Below are 22,527 nucleotides of genomic sequence, written 5' to 3' on the forward strand. Positions count from 1 at the left end.
GATCCGGCGCCATGCGCTCCCTCCCACACGACCCTGCGGGCCGCAGGCCGTCGTGCCACCGGCCGCGCTTGGGCTCTCGGAGGCGGGGGCGCGGCATGATCATCGAGCTGAGCGGGGCCGGGGATGAGCGCCTGGCCGACTACACGAGCCTGACCGATGTGGCGCTGCGCCGTCGCCTGGAGACGGAGCGGGGCCTCTACATGGCCGAGTCCACCAAGGTCATCTCCCGGGCGGTCGCCGCAGGGCACGCCCCGCGCTCCTTCCTCATGGCTCCGCGCCATTATGAGGAGATGGCCCCGGTCATCGCCTCGGCGGTCGGCTGCCAGGGCAGGGCTGACGGCGGCCCGGTGCCGGTCTTCCTCGCCCCCGAGGAGGCCCTGGAGTCCATCACCGGCTTCCACCTGCACCGCGGCGCCCTGGCGGCCATGCACCGCCCCGCCCTGGCCTCGGTGCCCGAGCTCCTGGCCGATGCCCGGGGCGGGCAGGGGGCGCGCAGGGTCGCGATCCTGGAGGACCTGGTGGACCACACCAATGTGGGTGCCGCCTTCCGCTCAGCGGCGGCCCTGGGGATCGACGCCGTGCTGGTCACGCCGCGCTGCGCCGACCCGCTCTACCGGCGCAGCGTGCGCGTGTCCATGGGCACCGTCTTCCAGGTGCCCTGGACCCGGATCGACCCGTGGCCCGCAATGGGCGAGCTGCATGGCGCGGGCATGACGGTGGCGGCCCTGGCCCTGAGCCCCGAGGCGGTGAGCCTCGATGACTTCGCCGCCTCGCCGGCTTGCACGGGGGCGGATTCCCGGGTCGCGGTCATCCTGGGCACCGAGGGGGACGGCCTGGCGGCCAGGACGGTGGCGGCGGCCGACGCCGTCGTGCGCATCCCCATGGCCGGCGGGGTGGACTCCCTCAACGTCGCGGCCGCGGCGGCAGTGGCCTTCTGGGCGCTGCGCGTCCCGTGAGGCGGCGGTAGGCGCATACACCAAGGGCCGGGCTCCACGGAGGAGCCCGGCCCTTGGCGGTGATGAGGCGATCAGGCCTCGGGGGCGGTGACGCGCAGCAGCGGTGCGCCGGAGGCGATCTCGCCCTCGGCCACGACCTCCACCGAGGCGAAGGAGGCCGTGTTGGTCACCAGCACCGGGGTGGTCAGCGGGTAGCCGGCCTCCTCGACGACCGCGCGGTCCACGGTGACCAGTTCCTGGCCGGCCTTGACGCGGTCGCCCTGGGCGACCTTGACGTCGAAGCCCTTGCCCTCAAGGTTGACGGTGTCCAGGCCCACGTGGACGAGGATCTCGATGCCGTTGTCCAGGGTGATGCCGAAGGCGTGCCCGGAGGCGGGGGCCACGACCACGGTCCCGTCCGCCGGGGCCGTCACGACGATGTCGCCCACCGGGGTCAGGCCGGCTCCCTGGCCGACGGCGCCCGAGGAGAAGACCGGGTCGGCCACCTCATCGAGGGGCATGACCGTGCCGGTCAGGGGGGCGGGCAGCTCGGTGACCGCGCCGGGCTCGAGGGCCGGCTTGGTCTCAGGAGCGGCGTCCTTCGCGGAGTCGGCCTCCAGGGCCAGGTCCGCGGCGGTCTCCTCGGCGGAGGCCTGGACGGCGCCGCCGGCGGCCGCCGCGGCGGCCTCAGCGCGCTCCTCCTTGGTGCGGTAGTCCGTCAGGACGATGAGGGTCATCGAGGTGGCGAAGGCCGCCGCGATGGCGATGATGTAGAGCACCATGGGGGAGAAGACCGGGATGGTCAGCAGTGAGGTGAACACGAAGGTCGAGGCCTTCAGGCCGCCGCCGATGCCGACGATGAGACCGCCGACGGCGCAGCCCACCAGCATGCGCGGGTAGATGCGCTTGAAGCGCAGGTGGATACCGTAGAGGCTGGGCTCGGAGATTCCGCCGAAGAGCCCGGCTGCCAGAGCACCGGAGGCGGTCTGACGCATGACCTTGTCCTTGTCCCGGATGGCCAGGACGAGCACGCCGGCGGTGGCGCCGAAGCAGGCGAAGTTCCAGGCGCCCATGGGGCCCTGGATGAAGTCGTAGCCCAGGGTGTCGATGTTGATGAGCATCAGGGCGTTGAGCGGCCAGTGCAGGCCCAGCGGCACCAGGAAGGGGTAGAGCAGCGGGATGATGATGGCGAAGACGATGGGCGCGCTGTCGTTGAGCCATGCCAGCGCCGCGCCGATGCCGTTACCCGCCCACACGCCGATGGGGCCCAGGACGAAGGCCGTGACCGGGATCATGATGACGAAGGAGAAGAAGGGGACGAAGACCATCTGCAGGTTGGGCGGGAAGATCCGCGTCAGGCCCTTGTAGACCACGGCCAGGACCGCCGCCATGATCAAGGGCACGAAGACCTGGCCCCCATAGTCGTTGAGCTGCATGGGAAGCCCGAAGACCTGGGCGACGCAGGACTCGGTCCCCAGGGTCTCGTTGGTCGTGCAGGTGACCTGATCGGAGAACATGAGCGCGGCCGTGTACAGCCCCGAGCCCTCCTCGGTCTCGGTGTAGGCCATGGAGTTCAGGCTCATGAAGTTGGGCGTGAGCATCGCAGCCATGACGGCGGTGCCCACCCAGGGGTCGATGTTGAGCTTCTTGGAGGCGTTGTAGGCCACCATGACCGGCAGGAAGTAGAACACCGAGCGCCACATCGCGTCCACGAAGACCCAGGTCGCTCCCTTGGCGGTGTCATCGCGGAAGTCGACCCAGCCGGCGGCGTCGAGGACGGCCTCGAAGGCGATGATGAGGGAGGCGCCGAGCAGCACCGGCAGCAGGGGGCGGAAGGAGTCCGAGAGGTACTCGAAGAAGGCGTCGATGTAGGCGTTCTTGCCACGGGCCTTGGCCCGGGCGGCCGCCTTGACGTCGGCATCCGAGGCATCGGCGCCCTGGCCCTTCATCGCCGGCAGGTTCATGATGTCGGTGTAGACGCCCTGGACGGCGCCGCCGATGATGATCTGGTATCGGTCTCCGGACTGGGGGACGGCACCCATGACTCCGGGGATCGCCTCAACGGCGGCCTTGTCGATGACGGAGGCGTCGTTGAGCTCGAAGCGCAGTCGGGTGGCGCAGTGGGTGAGGTGGATGATGTTGCCAGGACCACCAACGGCGTCAAGGATCGCCTCTGGGGTGGACGTGGTGGTTGCCATGAAGGGACCTTTCCCGGTGCCTCGGCCTCTTGCGCTGTCCGGAGGTCTCCAGCAGCGACCAAGATGGTTGTGCGCACCGCTTGTCGCGATCCGTCAAGGGAGACGGACAGCATCACAGGCTACTAGGCCACCAGCGAAAGGCATAGACCCGCTGGTCTCAGCACATCGACGCCCGCTCCTCACACGCCGTGATCCACGGGAATCGCGCGGCGAGCCGGGAACCCCACATGGCGACTGAGTATCGAGTGCTCGCCGGCTCCACAAGCGGTCGACTCACAAGGTGACGCTGGCCACCTGGGCTCGCACCCTGACCCTGTGCCGCACTCGGGCACGCGGCCTGCCGCGGGGCCGGCCATGAACGGATCACGAGGGACCAAGGAGGAGCACATGACCACGATGAGCCGAAGCGTCATCGAGACCCCGGCGCCTATGAGCGCTGAGCCGCCGGAGGCGCCGATCCGAGTCGCAGATAACGGGGACGGCATGGCCCCGCTGTCCCCAGGGCAGTGGCCCGGGCGCCAGGCAGAGGAGGGCCTGTACGGCTCGCCCGGCTGGAGCGTGAGGCTGGGTCTGTGGCGCATCCTGGACCAATGGCCCGGCCCTGCGCGCAGTCCCGGCCCGGCACCCGAGGGGCGGGCCGGTGCCCCGCTCATCGATGCGAGCGGAGGCCCTGTGAGCGACTACGTCCCCTTCCACGGCATGGACGGCGAGGCGGCGCGCCAGCTCCTGGAGCTCCTGCCCCAGGCCAACCTGGCAGACCGCCAGAATCTGGCGCCCAGTCTGCGCACCCTGCTGGAGGCATGCGCGGGATCTGAGGGCCAGCTCCGCCTCTCCGGATACGGGATCGGTCCCCAGCGCCACGACGAGCGCCTGAGCGTGGAGGCCCTGTGGGCGGCCGACCACGACCTGCAGGACCTCGACGTTCATCCCGAGCATCGAGACGGCTGCCAGTGCGAGGCGCTGTGGGCCCGAGTCAGCCAGCGCTACGGCCTGGATGCCCTGGCCATGCCCGATGAGATCCGCCGGCTCCGCCCGGAGTGGGCCGGCGGGGCGCCGGGCTGGTGGATGTGGTGGGACTGACCCGCTGGCATCCCGGCACCGCTGGCACCGCTGGCGCCGTCGGCGCGGCGGGCTTGGCCGACGCTGTCGACGCTGCCGACACTGCCGGCGGCATCAGCGCTGACAGTACTCCCAGTCCTGCCAGCGGCCCTGAAGGGTCTGGAGGCGCTGGAGCGCCGGTGGGCGGCGGCGCCGTAGCATTGCGGTTGTGATCAATGTTCAGGACCTGACGATGCGCATCGGTGCCCGCCAACTGGTGGGCGGCGCCTCCTTCCGCGTGGACAAGGGCATGCGCATCGGCCTGGTGGGCCGCAACGGCGCCGGCAAGACCACGATGACCAAGCTGCTGGCCGCCGCCTGCGTGGCCCAGGGCGCCAGCCAGGCCGTGGCCGACGCCGATGAGCGCCACGGCCTGGAGGCGGTCGAGCACGAGGGGCAGATCGCCTGCCAGGGCTCGGTGGGCTACCTGCCCCAGGACACCAAGGTCGGCGACTTGGAGGAGAGGGCGCGCGACCGCATCCTCTCGGCGCGCGGCATCGACCAGCTCCTGGCCCGCATCCGCAAGGCCGAGGAGCGGATCGCCACCACCGAGGGGAGTGCCCAGGCCAAGGCCCTGGACCGCTACACCAGGCTGGACCACGAGTTCACCATGGCCGGGGGCTACGCGGCGGCCTCCGAGGCGGCTCGCATCGCGGCCGCCCTGGGCCTGGCCGAGCGCATCCTGGACCAGCCCATCGGCACGCTCTCGGGCGGTCAGCGGCGCAGGGTCGAGCTCGCCCGCGTGCTGTTCCAGAAGCCGGACACCCTCCTGCTCGATGAGCCCACCAACCACCTGGACCACGACTCCATCGTCTGGCTGCGAGACCACCTGCGCTCCTACTCGGGCGGGTTCATCGTCATCAGCCACGACGTCGAGCTGCTGCGCGACACCATCAACCAGGTCCTCTACCTCGACGCCGCACGCGGCGCCCTCGACGTCTACCACCTGGGCTGGGACGCCTACCTCAAGCAGCGGGCCGAAGATGAGCACCGGCGCCGTCGTGAGCGCGCCAACGCCGAGAAGAAGGCCGCCGCCCTGCGCAGCCAGGGGGAGAAGATGCGGGCCAAGGCCACCAAGGCCGTGGCCGCCCAGCAGATGCTCAAGCGGGCCGACAGGCTCCTGGCCGGACTGGAGGAGGAGGGCGCCGTCGAGCGGGTGGCCCATCTGCGCTTCCCCGACCCGGCCCCCTGCGGCAAGACCCCGCTGCGCGCCACGGGCCTGTCCAAGGCCTACGGGTCCCTGGAGGTGTTCGCCGGGGTGGACCTGGCCATCGACCGCGGGTCGCGCGTGGTGGTGCTGGGCCTCAACGGCGCCGGCAAGACCACCCTGCTGCGCCTGCTGGGCGGGGCGGAGGAGCCCGACTCCGGGCAGGTGGTTCCCGGCCACGGCCTGAAGATCGGCTACTACGCCCAGGAGCACGAGACCATCGACACCTCCGACACCGTGGTGGGCAATCTGCGCCGCTCGGCCCCGGGCCTGGATGACACCCAGGTGCGCAGCATCCTGGGCTCCTTCCTCTTCTCGGGATCCGATGCGGACAAGCCCGCCCGGGTGCTCTCAGGAGGGGAGAAGACCCGGCTGGCCCTGGCCATGCTCGTGGTCTCCTCGGCCAATGTCCTGCTCCTGGACGAGCCCACCAACAACCTCGACCCGGCCAGCCGAGAGGAGATCCTGCGCGCCCTGGGCACCTTCACGGGCGCCGTCGTCCTGGTCACCCACGACGAGGGGGCCGTGGAGGCCCTGAGCCCCGACCGCGTGCTCCTCCTGCCCGACGGCGACGAGGATCTGTGGGGCGAGGAGTACATGGAACTGGTCACACTGGCCTGAGCGCGCGGGGGTGCCTGTCCCACCGCCTCGTCGCCCCGGGCGGTGAGCGCGTAGGGTGGGTGGGAACAAGGTCGTGCCTCGCAGTGTTCGCCCCGGTGGAAGAGAGCCGGACGGGCCCTGGGCCCGAGGCATCCCACCCAACGCTTGACAGGAGACAGACATGGCCGAGACCACTGCGACCGCCCCGAGCACCGAGGTCGCCGAGCACGAGGTCATCCTCACCGAGACCGCGGCTGCCAAGGTCGCCAGCCTCCTCATCCAGGAGGGCCGCGACGACCTGCGCCTGCGCGTGGCCGTCCAGCCCGGCGGCTGCTCGGGTCTGGTCTACCAGCTCTACTTCGACGAGCGCCTCCTGGACGGCGACGCCGTGCGATCCTTCCCCACCGCGGGGGCCGAGATGGAGGCCGTCGAGGTGGTCGTGGACCGCATGAGCGTGCCCTACCTGTCGGGCGCTACCATCGACTTCGCCGACTCCATCGAGAAGCAGGGCTTCACCATCGACAACCCCAACGCCGCGGGGACCTGCGCCTGCGGGGAGTCCTTCAACTGATCCGGGCTCGGCGCTGAGCCGCCCGTGGTCTCATCGTGACGCCAGGGCGACACGCTCACCGCGCCGCCCCTCCCCGCGGGGGCGGGCCGCGGCGTGCATGATGAGCGGGGTCGGCACCGCTGACACCGTGATAATTCCTCGTCGCAAGGAGCATCTGTGCGCCGCACACACCTGACCCTGACCACCATGGCCCTGGCGGCCTGCCTGACCCTGGCCGCATGCGGGCAGTCCGGCGGCGGCGCCCAGTCCACCGCCGCTGCCCAGGCCAGCACTCAGGCGACGGCTCAGCCGGCGCCCGGCCCAGTGGACTGCTCGACCGTGACGGTCGACTCCGACTCCGACGCCCTGCCCGTCATCAAGGGGGAGGCCGGCGCCGAGCCCGCGGTGTCCTGGACCGGTAAGGAGCCCCCGGCCAATCTCACGGTCAAGACCCTCGACCAGGGCAGCGGCCAGGAGCTCAAGGAGACCGACACCGTCATCGCCCATTACGTGGGCTGGCAGTGGGACACCAACGAGGCCTTCGACTCCTCGTGGTCCAGGGGCGGCAGCCCGGCGGCCTTCTCGCTGCAGCAGGTGGTCTCCGGGTGGACCTGCGGCCTGACCGGCGCGCATGTGGGGGACCGGGTGCTGATGTCCATCCCCGCCGATCTGGCCTACGGCGATGACCCCGCTGGTGGCCGGCCCACCGGCACCCTGGTCTTCGTCGTCGAGATCAAGGGCGGCGGCAGCTCCGATGAGATTGCTGCTGGGACCAAGGACGCCGTCATGGAGGGCGAGGCCGCGGTCCAGGCCAAGGGCGTCACGGTTGGCGGCGAGCTCGGCGCGGCGGCGACGGTCTCGGTCAACGAGGGCGCCGCGGAGCCGACGGCCCCGGAGGTCATCGTCCTGGCGCGGGGCACGGGCGAGCCGATCAAGGCGGGCGACACGATCCTGGCCCACACCGCCAGCATGTCCTGGGACAACAGCACCCCGAACTCCACCTGGGAGAACCAGTCCCCGCAGTCCATCCCGGTCACCGATCAGAAGCCGATGAGTGACCTCGTGGGCGTGCCGGCGGGATCGCGCGTGGTGGTCCTCACCCCCGCGGACGCCGCCTCGGGCGCCCCGGCCTCTGCCCATGTGGTGGATATCGAGCAGATCCTCTGACCCACTGCCCCACCTCACTCCGCCAATTTGCGTGAGTTCGTACTTCTCCGGGCCCGGAGAAGTACGAACTCACGCAAATTGGCGGAGTCAGGGGCGAGGGGTCAGCGCACGATGAGGCCCTGGGACTTGGCCACGGCCTCGGCCAGGCGCTCGGAGACGTCCTGCCAGTTGGCGATGTTCCAGATCGCGGCCACGTAGTCGGCCTTGACGTTGAGGTAGTCCAGGTAGAAGGCGTGCTCCCACATGTCCACCATGAACAGGGGCAGGGTGCCCACCGGGACGTTGCCCTGCTGGTCGAAGAGCTGGAAGATCACGAGCTTGCCCGAGATCGAGTCGTAGGCCAGCACGGCCCAGCCCGAGCCCTGGATGCCCATGGCGGTGGCGGTGAAGTGGGCCTTGAACTTCTCGAAGGAGCCGAAGGAGTCCTTGATAGCCTCGGCCAGCTCGCCCTCGGGCTCACCGCCGCCGTTGGGGGAGAGGTTCTTCCAGAACACGGAGTGGTTGGTGTGACCGCCCAGGTTGAAGGCGAGGTTCTTCTCCCACAGGTTGACGGCCGCCAGGTCCCCGGCGTCGCGAGCGGCGGTCAGCGCCTCCAGGGCGGCGTTGGCCCCGGCGACGTAGGCGGCGTGGTGCTTGTCGTGGTGGAGCTCCATGATGCGCCCGGAGATGTGGGGCTCCAGCGCGGCGTAGTCGTAGGGGAGCTCGGGAAGGGTGTACACGGCCATGTGGCTGCCTTTCGTCGGTCGAACACGGCTCCAGCCCATGAATAGGACTGAGGTCCTGGACAGTGCTTATCGTAGGCGGCCTCGCCGGGGGCGGACAGGGGGCTGGGGCGAGCGTCCCAGCGATTACACTGACCGCTGAACGCCTCGCTGCCCACGTCTCACGGAGGACCGTATGACCAGCACAGCCGCATCCGAACGCCTCGAGCTCCTCATCTTCTCCGACGACGCCTCGGTGCGCCGCGAGGTCATCGAGGGGGTCGGCCGTCGCCCGGCCAAGGGCCTGCCCCTGGTGTCGTGGACCGAGACCGCCACTGCCGAGGGCGTGCGCATGGCGATCAAGGATCGCCAGGATGAGGGCCTGGCGCCCTTCGACGGCCTGGTGCTCGATGCCGAGACCAAGAAGTTCGGCGGCATGGGCCTGGCCCATGAGCTGTTCACCGAACTCGACCAGCGCCCCCCGGTGGTGCTGCTGACCGCCCGTCCCCAGGATGACTGGCTCTCCGCCTGGGCCAAGGCCGAGGCCGTTGTCTCCCGCCCCCTGGACCCGCCGAGCCTGCAGGAGGGCGTGACTCGGGCCCTGACCGCACGTCCCGGGACCGTGGTGGCCGCCGGCTGAGCGGCCCGACGGCGCAGGCGGGCGCCGTGGTGCTCGTCAGTGCTGATCAGTTGCTGGTCATGGTCAGTCGCTGATCCTGCCGACGCCGCCCCTGCCGATCTCGCCTCATGGAGATCCTGGGGGCGGCCGCCTCATCCCTCGGCCTGAAGCACCCGGCGGTGGCGCGCCGCCGATCCCAGCGGCCAGGTCAGGGCGGCGGGATCGCCCTCGACCTCGACCAGCCGGGTCCCGGCCTCCAGCACCCAGTCGGCCAGCAGGCTGGTCTCCTCGGCGCTGGCGCTCTGGCCTACGCGCACCGGCCGATCCACCACACGGGCGCTGGCGCGCAGGGTCTCCACCATGGGGCGGGGATCGGCCCCCGGCGGTGAGACGGCGGTGCCGGCGAGCATGCCCCAGCGCACGACGACGAGCTCCCAGCCGCCGGCCTCGCGGCGCTTGGCGGCGATGAGGTGGGGGCAGGCCAGCAGGGGCCGCAGTCTTTCGGCCCGAAGCGCCCCGTGCAGCAGTGCGCGCAGGCGGCGCGTCCACAGGCCCGCCTCCTCGTAGCGCTGATTGGCCGACAGTGCCGCGATGCGCTCCAGGAGCGGGACGGCGACCAGGTCGATCTGGCCGGACAGGGCGGCGCGCGCCTGCTCGGGGCTGGCGGGGCGATCCTGGGCGCCGACGGCGCGCAGGCCGGCTTCGTCCCAGTGGCGCAGCCTGAGCACGGACTCGGCGGCGCGCATGGCCTCGTTGCCGCTGGCGCGGGAGAAGAAGGGGCCCAGGGCGCAGGCGGCCTCGGCCGCGGGCAGGACGGTGGTCAGGGCGAGGCGGGGCTCGTCGGTGTGCGCCCCGGCCAGGTGCAGCCAGGGCTGGCGGCCGGGGCTGCGCGAGCGGCGGTTGACCGGCGGGTCCAGCTCGGCGATGAGCCGCAGCTCGCGCACTCGGGCCTCGATGAGGGTGGGGGTGGGGATGTGCCGCACGGCCACGGCCGTGTCCAGCATCTGGGCGACCTTCCGGCGCTTCTCGGCGGCGGTGAAGTAGGAGCGCACCCGGCGCCGCAGGCTGGTGGCGCTGCCGATGTAGAGGACCTGCCCGGCCGCTGAGCAGAACTGGTAGACGCCGGGGCCCGTGGGCAGGTCGTCGGCCAGGCGGCTCTTGGCGCGGCGGGCCGGTGGCACGGCGTCGGTGGCGGTGGCCAGGTCCTCCAGGTGGGTGACGCCCAGGGGCGCCAGGGCCTCCAGGGCGGCGTGCAGGACGTCGACGGTGGCTCGGGCGTCGCCCAGGGCGCGGTGCTCGGGGCGGGTGGAGGAGCCGACGAAGGCTGCCAGCGTGGATAGGCGGTGGTTGGGCACCTGCGTGCGCGGCCAGGCCTTGCGGGCCAGGGCCAGGGTGTCCAGGACCCGTGGCTCGGGCCAGGTCAGATCGAGCTCCTTGGCGGCGGCGCGGAGGTGGCCGACGTCGAAGCGCGCGTTGTGCGCCACCAGGACCGTATCGGGGTCCTCCAGGCGCGCCCAGGACAGGAAGGCCTCCAGGCAGTAGCGGGGGCTGGGGGCGGTGGCCACCATGGCGTTGGTGATGCCGGTGAGCATGGTGATCTGGGCGGGGATGGCGGTGCCCGGGTTGACCAGGGTGGAGAAGTCGGCCTGGACCTGGCCGCCGCGCACGGTCAGGGCCCCGATCTCCGTCAGTGCCCGGGCGCCGGGCACTCCCCCGGTGGTCTCCAGGTCGACGACGACGAAGGTCACCTGGCTCAGGGGCGTGCCCATCTCCTCCAGGCTGGCCTGGATGCCCGCGGTGGGCGCGGCGGCCCGGCCAGGAGCCAGGGAGGTGCCCGCGGAGTCCCCGGTGGGGGAGTGCGGGGGCGCTGCGGTGCTCACATGGGCAGGGTAGGGCAGGGCGATGACACCAATGCTCCAAGGACGCAAGGGAGAGTGGGGCGGGCGTCGTCGGGCCAGGTGGGGATGGCCTCGGCAAGTCGGTGCGAGCACAGGGTCGGGCGACTTAGAATCGTCCCTACACCCGAGCGGCCCTTCAGGCACCGGCGCCATCCATCCCCGATGGCGCGGGCGTTTGCGCGGCCGTCCCGCCCGCAGATCACAGGAGGCCCCGTTGGGATACGGACCCATCAAGGCGACAGTCGGCCCCGCCCTGGAGATGCTCTACCAGCCCTGGATCCGCGGCGAGGAGAACATTCCTGCGGAGGGGGCCGCGATCCTGGCCTCCAACCACCTGGCGGTGATCGACTCCTTCTTCCTGCCGCTGCTGGTGGACCGGGAGGTGGCCTTCATCGGCAAGGCCGACTACTTCACCGGCAAGGGCGTCAAGGGCTGGGCGGTGAAGAACTTCATGAAGACCGTCGGCACGATCCCGGTGGACCGCTCCGGCGGCAAGGCCTCCCAGGCGGCCCTGCAGGCGGGGATCGACCGCCTGCGCTCCGGGGAGTTGTTCGGCATCTACCCCGAGGGCACGCGCAGCCCTGATGGGAGGCTCTACCGCGGCAAGACCGGCGTGGCCCGCATCGCCCTGGCCACGGGGGCGCCGGTGATCCCGGTGGCGATGATCGGCTCCAACCTGGCTCAGCCGATCGGCCAGGCGATCCCCTCCACCCGTCATCGCGTGGGCATCGTCATCGGTGAGCCGCTGGACTTCTCCCGCTACAAGGGCCTGGAGAACGACCGATTCGTCCTGCGCTCGATCACCGATGAGATCATGTACGCCCTCATGGCGCTGTCCGGCCAGGAGTATGTGGATCTGTATGCCGCGGATGTGAAGAACGCGATGGATGCGGAGAAGAAGTCCGCTGATGAGGTGGTGGCCGAGATGCTGGAGGCCCAGGCCAGGGCCCGTCCGGCGGCTGCCCGCGTGGCCGCTCCCGGTGGGCGGCCCGCCCCTGATGTCAGTGTTCCCGAGCCGCCCGAGGATGAAACCAAGGACGACGCCAGGCAGGACGATCCCTCGGAGTCCTGAGGTCTCAAGGCAGCGCGGGAGTGCGGGTCATGAGTGCGACGGCGATTGTCAGCGTTGGCTTGGCCATTGTCCAGATCACCCTGCTGATCTCCGGCGATAGCGGACATGCTGCTCTCGCCGGTGGCGTGGCGGGCCTGCTGGATCGTCTTCCGGTGCCCAAGCCGGGCAAGGAGGTCCGGGCTGGCGAGCGGGTGGCGGAGGAGATCGCCGAACGTGTCCCGTCTGGGGAGGAGTACAGGCAGATTGAAGACCACCAGTGGGAGGCCGCCGCGCAGGATGTGGCTGCGCTGCTGAGGGACCTGCCTGAGAAGAAGCGGCGCAATGCGGGTTACGACGCTGAAGCACTACGGAAGGCTGTTCTCGAGGCGGGAGGCCGGGAGCGCAGAGCCAATCTTGGAGATGAGGAGGCGAAGACTGCCTTCGATTGGCTCCTGGAGGAGGCCTGCCGGCAGGTGGCCGAGTTGTTCACGGACAGTGAGGCCCTGGAGAGGATTATCGAGCTCCTCGGCGAGATGAGTGATGTGCTCGGCGATATTCGTGAAGGTATGCAGCGCGGGCCTCTGGTACGAGAAATGATGGACGCCCACCGACACAAGACTCAAATGCTGGCGCCAGAAGAACTCAAAGATCGTGAAACAGAGAAGGCCGATCTGAAGAAGTTTGTTCATGAGGCGCCAGAGCAGTGGGTGGCGTATACGGCACCGATGCTCAGCGGTAAAACTGCCGTGATGGCGGACTTTGCTCTCCGCCCGCCACGAGGGGTGAGAGTTGTCTCTTACTTCGTGCGAAGGAGCGAGGCAAGTAACAATCATCAAAGTTTCTTCCTCTCGGTGATGACTCAATTGGCTGAAATCTTGGGAGATCGTTACGTGTACTCAGTTGCGCAAGCAACGCAGCTGGCGCAGTCTGCATATTTAGCTGATTCCTTGAGGATGGCGACTGCTGTTTGTGAGAGTCGGGGTGAGCGCCTGGTGCTTCTCGTCGACGGATTGGATGAGGATGTCTATTTCGAGGCTCCTGACAGGGATGCATCGATTCTCTCGACATTGCCCCCCAGGCTTCCAGGGCAACTCAAGGTGATCACGGCATCGCGACCCAATCCTCCCGTTCCCACGGACGTGCTCTGTGAGGCCTGGAAACATCGCATTGACTGGGAACTGAGCTCTTCGCCGCATGCGATAGCGGAAGTCAGCCCTGAAGATATCGATAAGTTCTTTAACCATGAGTGTGGCCTGACCGTCGGCGCCCTCCTCGCGGCGTGTGAAGGCCAGTTGACAGTGGACAATCTCTCGGCGTTGATGGGCCGACTGAGCGATGGGGGCAATTCGGCGGCGTTGGGTGGCTTTATTAAAAGGGCGCCCGGCCGGCTTCTCAACGTCATGAACATCGGTATGGGTCGAAGCCCAATTATGGCCTATTCTCTAGGGCACGATGTGATGCTCAGGAAGACCCTGCGCAAACTGAGCCCGGATAGCTTTGGCGAGGGAGACGATCCTGAAGGTGAATTGTTTTGGGCTGGACTACGAGATAGGGTGTTGAAGCCCTATCGGAACACGATTATTCACTGGGCTGAGACGCATGAGTGGTCGAGAAACTCACCTTCTTACCTTCTGGGTGAAGGGTACGTGTCGGTGGTTCAGCGGGAGCAGGGTGACCGGGGCGTCCTTGAACTTTTGGGCGTTCGGGAGCGCAATGATCGAATTGCGCAACGGAATGGCAGCGGATATGGAGTGATCAGCCTCATTGACGAGTGTGCAAATCGCTATCTTGAAGGCCGCGGTTCTGATTGTGAAGAATCTGATATTAAAATCCTTCTCGGTGTCGCCGAGGAGCGTCAGCGTCTCACAAGATCTTTCCCTTATATCCCCGGACTAGTGACTGTGGAGGCGCTCAGTGCAGAAGGTGATTTTGAGCCGCTCCGCGGCTTGATTCTCAGTTTTGAAGACCCGAGTGATCGAGAGAGGGCCCTTAAGGGGCTCTTCCGGTTTGAGGGGGTGGTCAGGTGGTTAGTCGGTGTCTGAGGCCGCCGGTGTGGATGAGGCTGCGGGTGATGTAGTGGGTGAGGTTGCGGAAGCCTTGTGCGATGCCGCGTAGGTGTTCCAGGCGGCCGTTGATGGCCTCGGTGGGGCCGTTGGAGGAGCCCGGGTGGTCGAAGTAGGCCAGGATGTCGTCTTTGCGCCGGTTCAGGGTCCGACCCAGGCGGGTGACCTCCTCGATGCCGGCTGGTACGCCAGATGCGATGGAGTCGATTAGCCGGTTCATGAGGCGTTTGCCCTGGGTGCGGTCTTTGTGTCGGTAGGCGTCGATCATCGTCTGGTACACGTCCCAGGCCACCTCCACTGGGGTGTTGCGCTCGTCAGCGAATAGCTCTTCGAGGCGCTGGCCCTGACGCACGGTCAGCAGGTCGATCTCGGTCAAGAGCGTGCGCCGGGCCGTGTACAGGGCGTCCTTGGTGGTTCCCCGCCGTCCGGTAGTGGCCTGCTGGACTCTGCGACGGGTCTCGTCCAGGGCGTCGCCGGCCAGGCTCACAACGTGGAAGGGGTCCATCACCGTGGTGGCAGTGGGTAGCTGCTCGGCGGCGGCGCTCTTGAATCCTGTGAAGCCGTCCATGGCTACGATCTCGATCTGGCCTCGCCAGTGGGGGTCTCGGTCGGCCAGCCAGGAGACCAGAGCCGTCTTCGACCTGCCGGGGATCATGTCGACCAGGCGCGCTGGGCCGGTGCCCTGGCGTACGGGCGTCAGGTCGATCAGGACCGTCACGTACCGCTGGTGGCCCCGGTGGCGCCACACATGCTCGTCCACACCCAGCACCCGCACACCCTTGAGGCGCTCTTCCAGGGGCCCCAGGGCCTCCAAGCCCGCGACCATGACCGCGTCGTTGGCGGTGTCCCAGGACACTGCCAGGCGTGCCGCGACCCGCGAGATGGCCATGTTGTCCACCGCGACCGCCTCCAGGGCCCACTGCACCGCGCCGTGAGTCAGCAGCCCCCGGGGCTCAGCTGCCGAGGTCATGTCCACCCTCCACACCCGCCGGCAGTGCTGGCAGGTCAGCTCAGGGACTCTCACCAGCAGGCGAGTGACCCGCCCGCAGGTTGGGGCGTGGGCCAGAATCCGCGCGTCGGTGCCCTTGCGCCTGCCCATCGCCCCACAGCAGGCGCAAAACAGGCGCTCATCACCAGCCTCCAGCACGGGCCGGCACTGGACCCACAGCACCTGCCGTCCGCCCGAATCGATGATCTTTTGGCCAGTGGCAGCCAGTCCCAGCACATCCAGGCCCAGCAGCCGATCAGGATCAACAGGGTCAAACCCCCCAGCAGGCGGGCCAGGGCAGGTAGTGTGAGCCATCGTCGAGGTCCTCGGCATCATGGTGAGTCTTGAGCAACCCCATGATCGCCCAGGACCTCGACCCCACTCCACCCGCCACGCACCCCTCACCCCCTCAAACCGGAAGAGCCCCTTAAGGAACTCATTGACGCACCGCTGTCTCTCGAGGATCGGCGAATTTGTATTGATTCAGGTCTTATTTCGGATGTTATTGACTCGCTGAGAGATTGGCCATTAGTTTGCGTAGATGCTCTCCGATCAGAGATTCTTCTGTTCGCCGATGCAGGCGAACTAGATCGGATTGGTGCGGTAACTCAAGATGTGCTTGACATGGCACTGCAGATCCATAGTCACGACAACCATGTTCGGGTCTTAATTGATGTGACCGGAGCGTTGGCTCGGGCCGACCGGATCGAGGAGGCGCAGCAGGTTGCCGAGCGGATCACAGCCCCCAGGGGTCGCGTTCGGGCCATGGCTCGGGCTGGTCGGATCGAGGAGGCGCAGAGAATCGCTGAGCGAATAGATGACCCCGATGACCGTGCTCAGGCCTTGGCTGATGTGGCTGGTGCCTTGGGTCGGGCCGGCCGGACTGAGCAGGCGGTGGTTGTGGCTGGTCAGGCACAGGAGATCGCCGAGCAGATCACAGCCCCCGGGCAACGTGCGCGGGTTTTGGCTGATGTGACTGGTGTGCTGGTTCGGGCCGGACAGCCTGATGAGGCGGCGCTTGTGGCTGGTCAGGCGCAGCGAATTGCCGAGCAGATCACAGCCCCCGGGCAACGTGCGCGAGTTTTGGCTCATGTGGCTGGTGTGCTGGCTCGGGGCGGACAGCCTGATGAGGCGGCGCTCGTGGCTGGTCAGGCGCAGCGAATTGCCGAGCAGATCGATGACCCCGGTTATCGTGCGCGGGTTTTGGCTGATGTGGCTGGTGTGCTGGTTCGGGCCGGACAGCCTGATGAGGCGGTGGTTGTGGCTGGTCAGGCGCAGCGAATTGCCGAGCAGATCATAGACCCCGGGCAACGTGCGCGGGTTTTGGCTGATGTGGCTGGTGTGCTGGTTCGGGCTGGTCGGGCTGATGAGGCGCAGTTGGTTGCCGAGCAGATCATAGACCCCGGGCAACGTGCGCGGGTTTTGGCTGATGTGGCTGGTGTGCTGGTTCGGGCTGGTCGGGCTGATGAGGCGCAGTTGGTTGCCGAGCAGATCACAGCCCTCGGGCAACGTGCGCGGGTTTTGGCTGATGTGGCTGGTGTGCTGGTTCGGGGCGGACAGCCTGATGAGGCGGTGGTTGTGGCTGGTCAGGCGCAGCGAATTGCCGAGCAGATCGATGACCCTTGGGATCGTGCGCGGGTTTTGGCTGATGTGGCTGGTGTGCTGGTTCGGGCCGGTCGGGCTGATGAGGCGCAGCGGGTTGCCGAGCGAATCGATGACCCCTGGGACCGTGCTCGAGCCCTGGCTGATGTGGCTGGTGTGCTGGCTCGGGCCGGACAGCCTGATGAGGCGGTGGTTGTGGCTGGTCAGGCGCAGTTGGTTGCCGAGCAGATCACGACCCCCGGGCAACGTGCGCGGGTTTTGGCTGATGTGGCTGGTGTGCTGGTTCGGGCCGGACAGCCTGATGAGGCGGTGGTTGTGGCTGGTCAGGCGCAGCGAATTGCCGAGCAGATCATAGACCCCGGTTATCGTGCGCGGGTTTTGGCTGATGTGGCTGGTGTGCTGGTTCGGGCCGGACAGCCTGATGAGGCGGTGGTTGTGGCTGGTCAGGCGCAGCGAATTGCCGAGCGGATCACGACCCCCGGGCAACGTGCGCGGGTTTTGGCTGATGTGGCTGGTGTGCTGGTTCGGGCCGGACAGCCTGATGAGGCGGCGCTTGTGGCAGGTCAAGCGCAGCGAATTGCCGAGCAGATCGATGACCCTTGGGATCGTGCGCGGGTTTTGGCTGATGTGGCTGGTGTGCTGGTTCGGGCCGGTCGGGCTGATGAGGCGCAGCGGGTTGCCGAGCGAATCGATGACCCCTGGGACCGTGCTCGAGCCCTGGCCCGCGTGGCTGGTCTGTTGGCTCTGGCGAGACAGACCGATGAGGCGCGGGATATTGCGGGCTCTTTGGACGTATGCAGTGATTGTCGAGCCACAGCGCTCCAATCCGCGCTTACTGCCATGTGCGAGCAGGGTGACATTGATTCGGCCCTGACCGCCGCCCAACATGAGCTGGCGACGGCAGTGGGTGCCAGAGGCGTCGATAGGAAAGAACTGGCCTCCTACTGTGGCAGTTTGGCCGACCTGTGCCAGTCCTGCGCTGAGGCCGTCGAGGGGAACTCCGAGGCCTTGCGAGCGTGGCAGTCGCTGGGGCGTGCCTGCCTGGTGCACTCCTGGCTCCTGGGCGCCTCGGTCTGGGAGCACTTCGAGACCTTCATGCACCTCGCGCCAGACCCTGCCCTCCGACTCGTCAGAGAGCGCCTCCTCACCGATGCTGACAGCGACGGGATTACGACTGCCTGATCGACGGCCAGGAGTATGTGGACCTGTATGCCGCGGATGTGAAGAAGGTCGACGACGACGCATAGCCGATGGCGGTTGTCCCGGACGCGGACGCGTGGGCAGAGAGTGCTGTCCCGGAATCATTGGTGCTCCGCCAGGAGCCGGTGGGCGGCGCGCACGCCGGCTCCCATGATGGGGCCGTTCATCGTGTCGGTGATCCGCGCCAGGAGATCGTGCGGGTAGTCCTCTGGCAGGAGCTCGGCAGGCAGGTGCGGCAGTGAGCCCCACAGGTAGGTAGCGCGACGCAGGAGGGTGTGAGCGTCGACGATCCGCTCGAGCAGGACGGCATGCGCATCGTCGCGAGTGCTCTGCTCGTGCGGCTGCGCCTGCCCCATCTCCTCCAACTCCGCCGCGAGATGCCGGATTCTCATGGCTGCCTCAGCCAGAGGCCAGGCGCGTGCAGCGAGAGTGCGCGCAGCGACGTCGTCGATCTCCAAGCGCCCGGCCGAGCAGGAAGGATCGGCCGCCCAGGCGCCGGGCGGGCCCATGCCCAGCAGCACCCCGGGGCGAGGGGAGGCCCAGCCCTTCTCGAATGCCGCCGCGCGCAGCGCATCGCGCTCGGCCCGCCTCGTCTCGGGAACGTCATAGATGACGATGTGGAAGTGCCCCTCCCATGCAGGAGGCTCACTGAACCTGCTCTCGACCTGCTGGTACTGCTGCAGGTAGACCCCGGACAGCCGGTAGAAGGTGCGGCGCCCCACTCGGCGCGTGGCCAATCGCCCGTCGCCCACTGCGCGCCTCAGGTGAGAGCGCGCACCTGAGCCGCTCATCCCCAGTGCCGTGAGCACCTCGACGAGGAAGGTGCCGGGCAACTCCTCCGTCTCGGCCAGACCGCACAGGAAGGCGACCGTGCCGTAGGTGACGGCGGTCTGGTGCTGCGCGGCTGGAGGCATGGCACCATCCTGCGCCCAGATCGACTCAGAAGTCGCGTGGCGCCAGGGGCGTGGCTCACCTACTATTCACTTCGATGCGACTACGAAACGTAAGGAGAGTGCGTCATGACAGTGCGAGATCGTTGTCCCAGTGCGGAGCGTGCCGAGCGGCCGCCGCTCACCCGGGCGGCCGCATGGCGGGAGATAGCCCTGACCACCGCCGTGCTGTGGACGGTGCTCGGGGCTGGCTGCTTCGTTATCGGGGCCCAGTGGATCTATGACAGCTGGGGGACCAGCCTGAACGCCGCCCTCTTACTCGACGCCGTCTACTTCATCGCCTGCCTGGGGCTGGCCTCCTTCGCCTGGTGGCGCCAGCGCTTAGCCGGGGAGACCTTCGCGGAGCTGGGCTGGCGCAAACGCGCCCCGCGACCGGCGATGGTCATCGCCGTGCTCTTCGGCCTGGCCTGGGCCGCACTGGCCTACGCGCGCGGAGGCGATCCGCTGGCGATCACCTGGCAGCGCCCCCTCATGATGGCCATGGGCCTGATCCTGGCCTTCGGAGAGGAGATCATGGTCCGCGGCCTCATCCTGGACCGCCTGGCCCGATGCGGCACGAGCCGCCTCCTCCAGATCGTGATCACAGGCGCGCTCATGGCGGTGTACCACGGGATCGTCGGCCACCACGTCTGGCCCTCCTACTGGGTCTCCAGCTTCGTCCTGTTCAGCCTGCTCTCCACGCTCTTCATTGCCAGCGGTCGGAGCATGATGCCCGCCTACATCGCTCACGCCATGGCCCACGTACTGGGCGATCCACCCCTCATCCAGGGCATCCTCGAGGGCATTCACTACAGCGGCTGACCGGCGGCAGCGTTCCGGGCCGCAGCGTCTGTTGCCGCCGGCCGGGCCCCGCGTAGGATGGCCGGTGATGCGGCGAGCGCCGCATACATCCGACCGGGGCCCGCGCCCCGCGAGTCCACAACCCGAAAGGTTCCCGATGTCGATCCGTCGCGTCGCCCTGCTCACCGCGGGCGGTTTCGCCCCCTGCCTGTCCGCCGCCGTCGGCGACCTCATCGAGCGCTACACCGAGGTCGCCCCAGAGGTCGAGATCATCGCCTACCAGTACGGCTACCACGGCCTGCTGACCGGCAACTACATCGTCATCGACGACGAGGGCCGCAAGAACGCCGGCATCCTGCGGGACTTCGGCGGCTCGCCCATCGGCAACTCCCGCGTCAAGCTCACCAACGCCAAGAACCTCGTCGAGCGCGGACTGGTCGAGGAGGGCGTCAACCCCCTGGAGTTCGCCGCCGAGCAGCTGCGCAAGGACGGCGTCGACGTCCTGCACACCATCGGCGGTGACGACACCAACACCACCGCCGCCGACCTGGCCGCCTACCTGCACGAGAACGACTACGAGCTCACTGTGGTGGGCCTGCCCAAGACCATCGACAACGACGTCGTCCCCGTGCGCCAGTCCCTGGGCGCCTGGACCGCCGCCGAGGAGGGCGCCGGCTTCGCCTTCAACATCATCGGGGAGCACCGCTCCAACCCCCGCATGCTCATCGTCCACGAGTGCATGGGCCGCAACTGCGGCTACCTCACCGCCGAGACCGCCCGCCGCTACCACGAGCTGCTGGGGACCAAGCAGTGGGCGCCCTCCCTGGGTCTGAGCCGTGAGCGCTGGGACGTCCACGCCGTGTTCGTCCCCGAGGCCAAGCTCGACATCGCCGCCGAGGCCAAGCGCCTCAAGGCCATCATGGACGAGCAGGGCAATGTCAACATCTTCCTGTCCGAGGGCGCCGGCGTCCCCGAGATCATCGCGGAGATGGAGGCCAAGGGCGAGGAGGTCCAGCGCGACCCCTTCGGCCACGTCAAGCTCGACACCATCAACCCCGGCCAGTGGTTCGCGGGGCAGTTCGCCTCCCTCATCGGCGCCGAGAAGGTCATGGTCCAGAAGTCCGGCTACTACTCGCGCGCCGCGCACGCCAACGCCGAGGACCTGGCCCTCATCAAGGAGATGTGCGACCTGGCCGTCGAGTGCGCCCTGCGCGGCGAGTCCGGCGTCATCGGCCAGGACGAGGAGAACGACGACGCCCTGGTCGCCATCCCCTTCCCGCGCATCGCCGGGGCCAAGCCCTTCGACATCACCCAGCCCTGGTTCGTCGAGCTCATGAACGAGCTCGGCCAGAGCATCGAGCCCGCTGAGGTCAGCGCCGAGCACTGAGCCCGCCGCGCCTGAGCCCAGACACCAGCCGCGCCCCGGACCCGCATCAGCGGGAGCCTGGGCGCGGCCTCGTCCAGGGAGCCCCGGCCGATGCGGTGGGCGCCACTGCGGCGGGCACCACCACGGCCGCACTGTGAACCGGGCGGGGGGCGGCGCGCGCTCCTCACCTATGCTGTAGCCCGTGATGAATGAGCTCGACGTCAAGCGCACCGCCACGGGCTGGCGCGATCGGCCCGCCAGCCAGCAGCCGTCCTACCCCGACCCCGCGGCGCTGGCCGCCGTCAGCTCCGACCTGCGCTCCCGCCCGCCCCTGGTCTTCGCCGGCGAGGTCGACGCCCTGCGCGATCTCATGGCCAAGGCCACCACCGGCGGCGCCTTCGTGCTGACCGGCGGGGACTGCGCGGAGTCCTTCACCGACAACACCGCCACCAACATCCGCCTGAAGATCCAGACCATCCTCCAGATGGCCGCGGTGCTCACCTACGGGGCCTCCACCCCCGTGATCAAGATCGGGCGCATCGCCGGGCAGTACACCAAGCCCCGCAGCGCCGATGAGGAGACCCGCGACGGCGTGACCCTGCCCTCCTACCGGGGCGACTCGGTCAACTCCCATGCCTTCACCCCCGAGGCCCGCACCGCCGACCCCTCCCGCATGCTGGACGCCTACCTGCGCGCCGGCACCACCCTCAACCTCATCCGCGCCTTCACCATGGGCGGCTACGCCGACCTGCGCGAGGTCCACTCCTGGAACCGCGGCTTCACCGCCAACCCGGCCTACAAGCGCTTCGAGTCCTTCGCCGAGGAGATCGACCGGGCCATGCGCTTCATGGAGGCCGCCGGGGTGGACTTCGAGGCCCTGCGGCAGGTCGACTTCTACGCCGCCCACGAGGCCCTGCTCCTGGAGTACGAGGACGCCATGATCCGCGAGGACTCCCGCACCGGGCGCCTCTACGACACCAGCGCCCACATGCTGTGGATCGGGGAGCGCACCCGCGACCCCGAGGACGCCCACGTCGCCCTGCTCGAGGGCGTCCACAACCCCGTGGGCGTCAAGATCGGCCCGACCACGACCCCCGACGAGATCCGCGGCCTCATGGACCACCTCAACCCCGAGGGCGATCCGGGGCGCCTGAGCCTCATCACCCGCATGGGCGCCGACCGCATCCGCGAGGTGCTGCCGCCCCTCATCGAGGCCGTGCGCGCCGACGGGCGCCCCGTGACCTGGATCGCCGACCCCATGCACGGCAACACCATCACCGCCGCCGGGGGCTACAAGACCCGCCGCTTCGAGACCATCATGGATGAGATCCGCGGCTTCTTCGAGGTCCACCGCAGTCTGGGAACCGTGCCCGGGGGCATCCACGTCGAGCTGACCGGCGACGACGTCACCGAGTGCCTGGGCGGGGGCGAGCCCATCGACGAGGAGGCCCTGGGCCGGCGCTACGAGACCCTGGTCGACCCGCGCCTCAACCACCAGCAGTCCCTGGAGGTCGCCTTCGAGGTCGCCGAGATGCTCAAGGGCTGAGGCCCGGC

General features: G+C 68.6%; 17 protein-coding genes. 11 read left to right on the top strand and 6 right to left on the bottom strand.

What is annotated here, in order from left to right:
- The first annotated feature begins 95 nt into the window (after positions 1–95).
- Entirely contained in the window at positions 96–956 is an 861-nt protein-coding gene (locus EL266_RS08360) for a TrmH family RNA methyltransferase (RefSeq protein WP_026427702.1), read from the top strand.
- A gap of 71 nt (positions 957–1,027) precedes the next feature.
- Here the strand turns inward: EL266_RS08360 and EL266_RS08365 are convergent, their stop codons facing one another.
- Positions 1,028–3,133, bottom strand: coding sequence for a glucose PTS transporter subunit IIA (locus EL266_RS08365; protein ID WP_026427703.1), 2,106 nt, complete (start codon positions 3,131–3,133; stop codon positions 1,028–1,030).
- A 387-nt stretch (positions 3,134–3,520) separates the two neighbouring features.
- Here EL266_RS08365 and EL266_RS08370 point away from each other — a divergent pair, with 387 nt between their 5' ends.
- The 4 genes from EL266_RS08370 (at position 3,521) to EL266_RS08385 (ending at position 7,755) form a co-directional block, all read left to right on the top strand.
- Positions 3,521–4,213: a hypothetical protein gene (locus EL266_RS08370; protein WP_232011994.1), complete on the top strand. Its 693-nt coding sequence runs from the start codon at positions 3,521–3,523 to the stop codon at positions 4,211–4,213.
- Between the two features lie 187 nt (positions 4,214–4,400).
- The gene (locus EL266_RS08375) at positions 4,401–6,059 is read left to right on the top strand and encodes an ABC-F family ATP-binding cassette domain-containing protein (protein WP_026427705.1); all 1,659 of its coding nucleotides are present in this window, start codon (positions 4,401–4,403) and stop codon (positions 6,057–6,059) included.
- A gap of 160 nt (positions 6,060–6,219) precedes the next feature.
- Positions 6,220–6,609, top strand: coding sequence for a HesB/IscA family protein (locus tag EL266_RS08380; RefSeq protein ID WP_026427706.1), 390 nt, complete (start codon positions 6,220–6,222; stop codon positions 6,607–6,609).
- A gap of 156 nt (positions 6,610–6,765) precedes the next feature.
- Complete coding sequence (locus tag EL266_RS08385) at positions 6,766–7,755, top strand: FKBP-type peptidyl-prolyl cis-trans isomerase (RefSeq protein WP_026427707.1); 990 nt, start codon at positions 6,766–6,768, stop codon at positions 7,753–7,755.
- A 101-nt stretch (positions 7,756–7,856) separates the two neighbouring features.
- On the opposite strand, the gene EL266_RS08390 is transcribed toward EL266_RS08385, so the two are convergent.
- A complete protein-coding gene (locus tag EL266_RS08390; RefSeq protein WP_026427708.1) occupies positions 7,857–8,480 on the bottom strand; it encodes a superoxide dismutase in 624 nt (207 codons plus the stop codon).
- Positions 8,481–8,652: 172 nt separating this feature from the next.
- Between EL266_RS08390 and EL266_RS08395 the strand changes: the two genes are divergently transcribed.
- A complete protein-coding gene (locus tag EL266_RS08395) occupies positions 8,653–9,096 on the top strand; it encodes a hypothetical protein (protein WP_026427709.1) in 444 nt (147 codons plus the stop codon).
- A gap of 131 nt (positions 9,097–9,227) precedes the next feature.
- On the opposite strand, the gene EL266_RS08400 is transcribed toward EL266_RS08395, so the two are convergent.
- Positions 9,228–10,901 carry a DEDD exonuclease domain-containing protein gene (locus tag EL266_RS08400; RefSeq protein ID WP_269471453.1) on the bottom strand — a complete coding sequence of 558 codons (1,674 nt, stop codon included), beginning with the start codon at positions 10,899–10,901 and terminating at the stop codon, positions 9,228–9,230.
- A gap of 286 nt (positions 10,902–11,187) precedes the next feature.
- On the opposite strand from EL266_RS08400, the gene EL266_RS08405 reads away from it, so the two are divergent.
- Together EL266_RS08405 and EL266_RS08410 are read left to right on the top strand one after the other, a co-directional pair.
- Positions 11,188–12,045: a lysophospholipid acyltransferase family protein gene (locus tag EL266_RS08405; RefSeq protein ID WP_026427711.1), complete on the top strand. Its 858-nt coding sequence runs from the start codon at positions 11,188–11,190 to the stop codon at positions 12,043–12,045.
- Positions 12,046–12,074: 29 nt separating this feature from the next.
- The gene (locus EL266_RS08410; protein WP_126412271.1) at positions 12,075–14,066 is read left to right on the top strand and encodes an NACHT N-terminal Helical domain 1-containing protein; all 1,992 of its coding nucleotides are present in this window, start codon (positions 12,075–12,077) and stop codon (positions 14,064–14,066) included.
- Here EL266_RS08410 and EL266_RS08415 read toward each other — a convergent pair.
- The 3 genes from EL266_RS08415 to EL266_RS08425 all read right to left on the bottom strand — a co-directional run bounded on the left by EL266_RS08415 (position 14,044) and on the right by EL266_RS08425 (position 18,791).
- The gene (locus EL266_RS08415; protein WP_034515369.1) at positions 14,044–15,390 is read right to left on the bottom strand and encodes an ISL3 family transposase; all 1,347 of its coding nucleotides are present in this window, start codon (positions 15,388–15,390) and stop codon (positions 14,044–14,046) included. The genes EL266_RS08410 and EL266_RS08415 overlap by 23 nt on opposite strands.
- Before the next feature lie 351 nt (positions 15,391–15,741).
- Entirely contained in the window at positions 15,742–17,727 is a 1,986-nt protein-coding gene (locus tag EL266_RS08420; RefSeq protein WP_126412273.1) for a hypothetical protein, read from the bottom strand.
- 251 nt (positions 17,728–17,978) lie between these two features.
- On the bottom strand, positions 17,979–18,791 hold the full coding sequence (locus EL266_RS08425; protein WP_051281367.1) for a PaaX-like protein C-terminal domain protein: 813 nt from the start codon (positions 18,789–18,791) through the stop codon (positions 17,979–17,981).
- A gap of 105 nt (positions 18,792–18,896) precedes the next feature.
- Here EL266_RS08425 and EL266_RS08430 point away from each other — a divergent pair, with 105 nt between their 5' ends.
- The 3 genes from EL266_RS08430 to EL266_RS08440 all read left to right on the top strand — a co-directional run bounded on the left by EL266_RS08430 (position 18,897) and on the right by EL266_RS08440 (position 22,519).
- Complete coding sequence (locus tag EL266_RS08430; RefSeq protein ID WP_034515374.1) at positions 18,897–19,628, top strand: CPBP family intramembrane glutamic endopeptidase; 732 nt, start codon at positions 18,897–18,899, stop codon at positions 19,626–19,628.
- Positions 19,629–19,764: 136 nt separating this feature from the next.
- A complete protein-coding gene (locus EL266_RS08435; protein ID WP_026427715.1) occupies positions 19,765–20,994 on the top strand; it encodes a pyrophosphate--fructose-6-phosphate 1-phosphotransferase in 1,230 nt (409 codons plus the stop codon).
- A gap of 184 nt (positions 20,995–21,178) precedes the next feature.
- Positions 21,179–22,519 (top strand): class II 3-deoxy-7-phosphoheptulonate synthase, encoded by a 1,341-nt coding sequence (locus tag EL266_RS08440; protein WP_026427716.1) that lies wholly within the window; start codon positions 21,179–21,181, stop codon positions 22,517–22,519.
- Positions 22,520–22,527: the final 8 nt, after the last annotated feature.

The sequence above is a fragment of the Actinomyces slackii genome (assembly GCF_900637295.1).
Classification (GTDB): Bacteria; Actinomycetota; Actinomycetes; order Actinomycetales; family Actinomycetaceae; genus Actinomyces; species Actinomyces slackii.

What these genes read in the sequence shown, in the direction of transcription:
- EL266_RS08360 (WP_026427702.1), top strand. Translation starts at nt 96, where the DNA reads ATGATCATCGAGCTGAGCGGGGCCGGGGATGAGCGCCTGGCCGACTAC.
- EL266_RS08365 (WP_026427703.1), bottom strand. Translation starts at nt 3,133, where the DNA reads ATGGCAACCACCACGTCCACCCCAGAGGCGATCCTTGACGCCGTTGGT.
- EL266_RS08370 (WP_232011994.1), top strand. Translation starts at nt 3,521, where the DNA reads ATGACCACGATGAGCCGAAGCGTCATCGAGACCCCGGCGCCTATGAGC.
- EL266_RS08380 (WP_026427706.1), top strand. Translation starts at nt 6,220, where the DNA reads ATGGCCGAGACCACTGCGACCGCCCCGAGCACCGAGGTCGCCGAGCAC.
- EL266_RS08390 (WP_026427708.1), bottom strand. Translation starts at nt 8,480, where the DNA reads ATGGCCGTGTACACCCTTCCCGAGCTCCCCTACGACTACGCCGCGCTG.
- EL266_RS08395 (WP_026427709.1), top strand. Translation starts at nt 8,653, where the DNA reads ATGACCAGCACAGCCGCATCCGAACGCCTCGAGCTCCTCATCTTCTCC.
- EL266_RS08410 (WP_126412271.1), top strand. Translation starts at nt 12,075, where the DNA reads ATGAGTGCGACGGCGATTGTCAGCGTTGGCTTGGCCATTGTCCAGATC.
- EL266_RS08415 (WP_034515369.1), bottom strand. Translation starts at nt 15,390, where the DNA reads ATGGCTCACACTACCTGCCCTGGCCCGCCTGCTGGGGGGTTTGACCCT.
- EL266_RS08425 (WP_051281367.1), bottom strand. Translation starts at nt 18,791, where the DNA reads ATGCCTCCAGCCGCGCAGCACCAGACCGCCGTCACCTACGGCACGGTC.
- EL266_RS08430 (WP_034515374.1), top strand. Translation starts at nt 18,897, where the DNA reads ATGACAGTGCGAGATCGTTGTCCCAGTGCGGAGCGTGCCGAGCGGCCG.
- EL266_RS08435 (WP_026427715.1), top strand. Translation starts at nt 19,765, where the DNA reads ATGTCGATCCGTCGCGTCGCCCTGCTCACCGCGGGCGGTTTCGCCCCC.
- EL266_RS08440 (WP_026427716.1), top strand. Translation starts at nt 21,179, where the DNA reads ATGAATGAGCTCGACGTCAAGCGCACCGCCACGGGCTGGCGCGATCGG.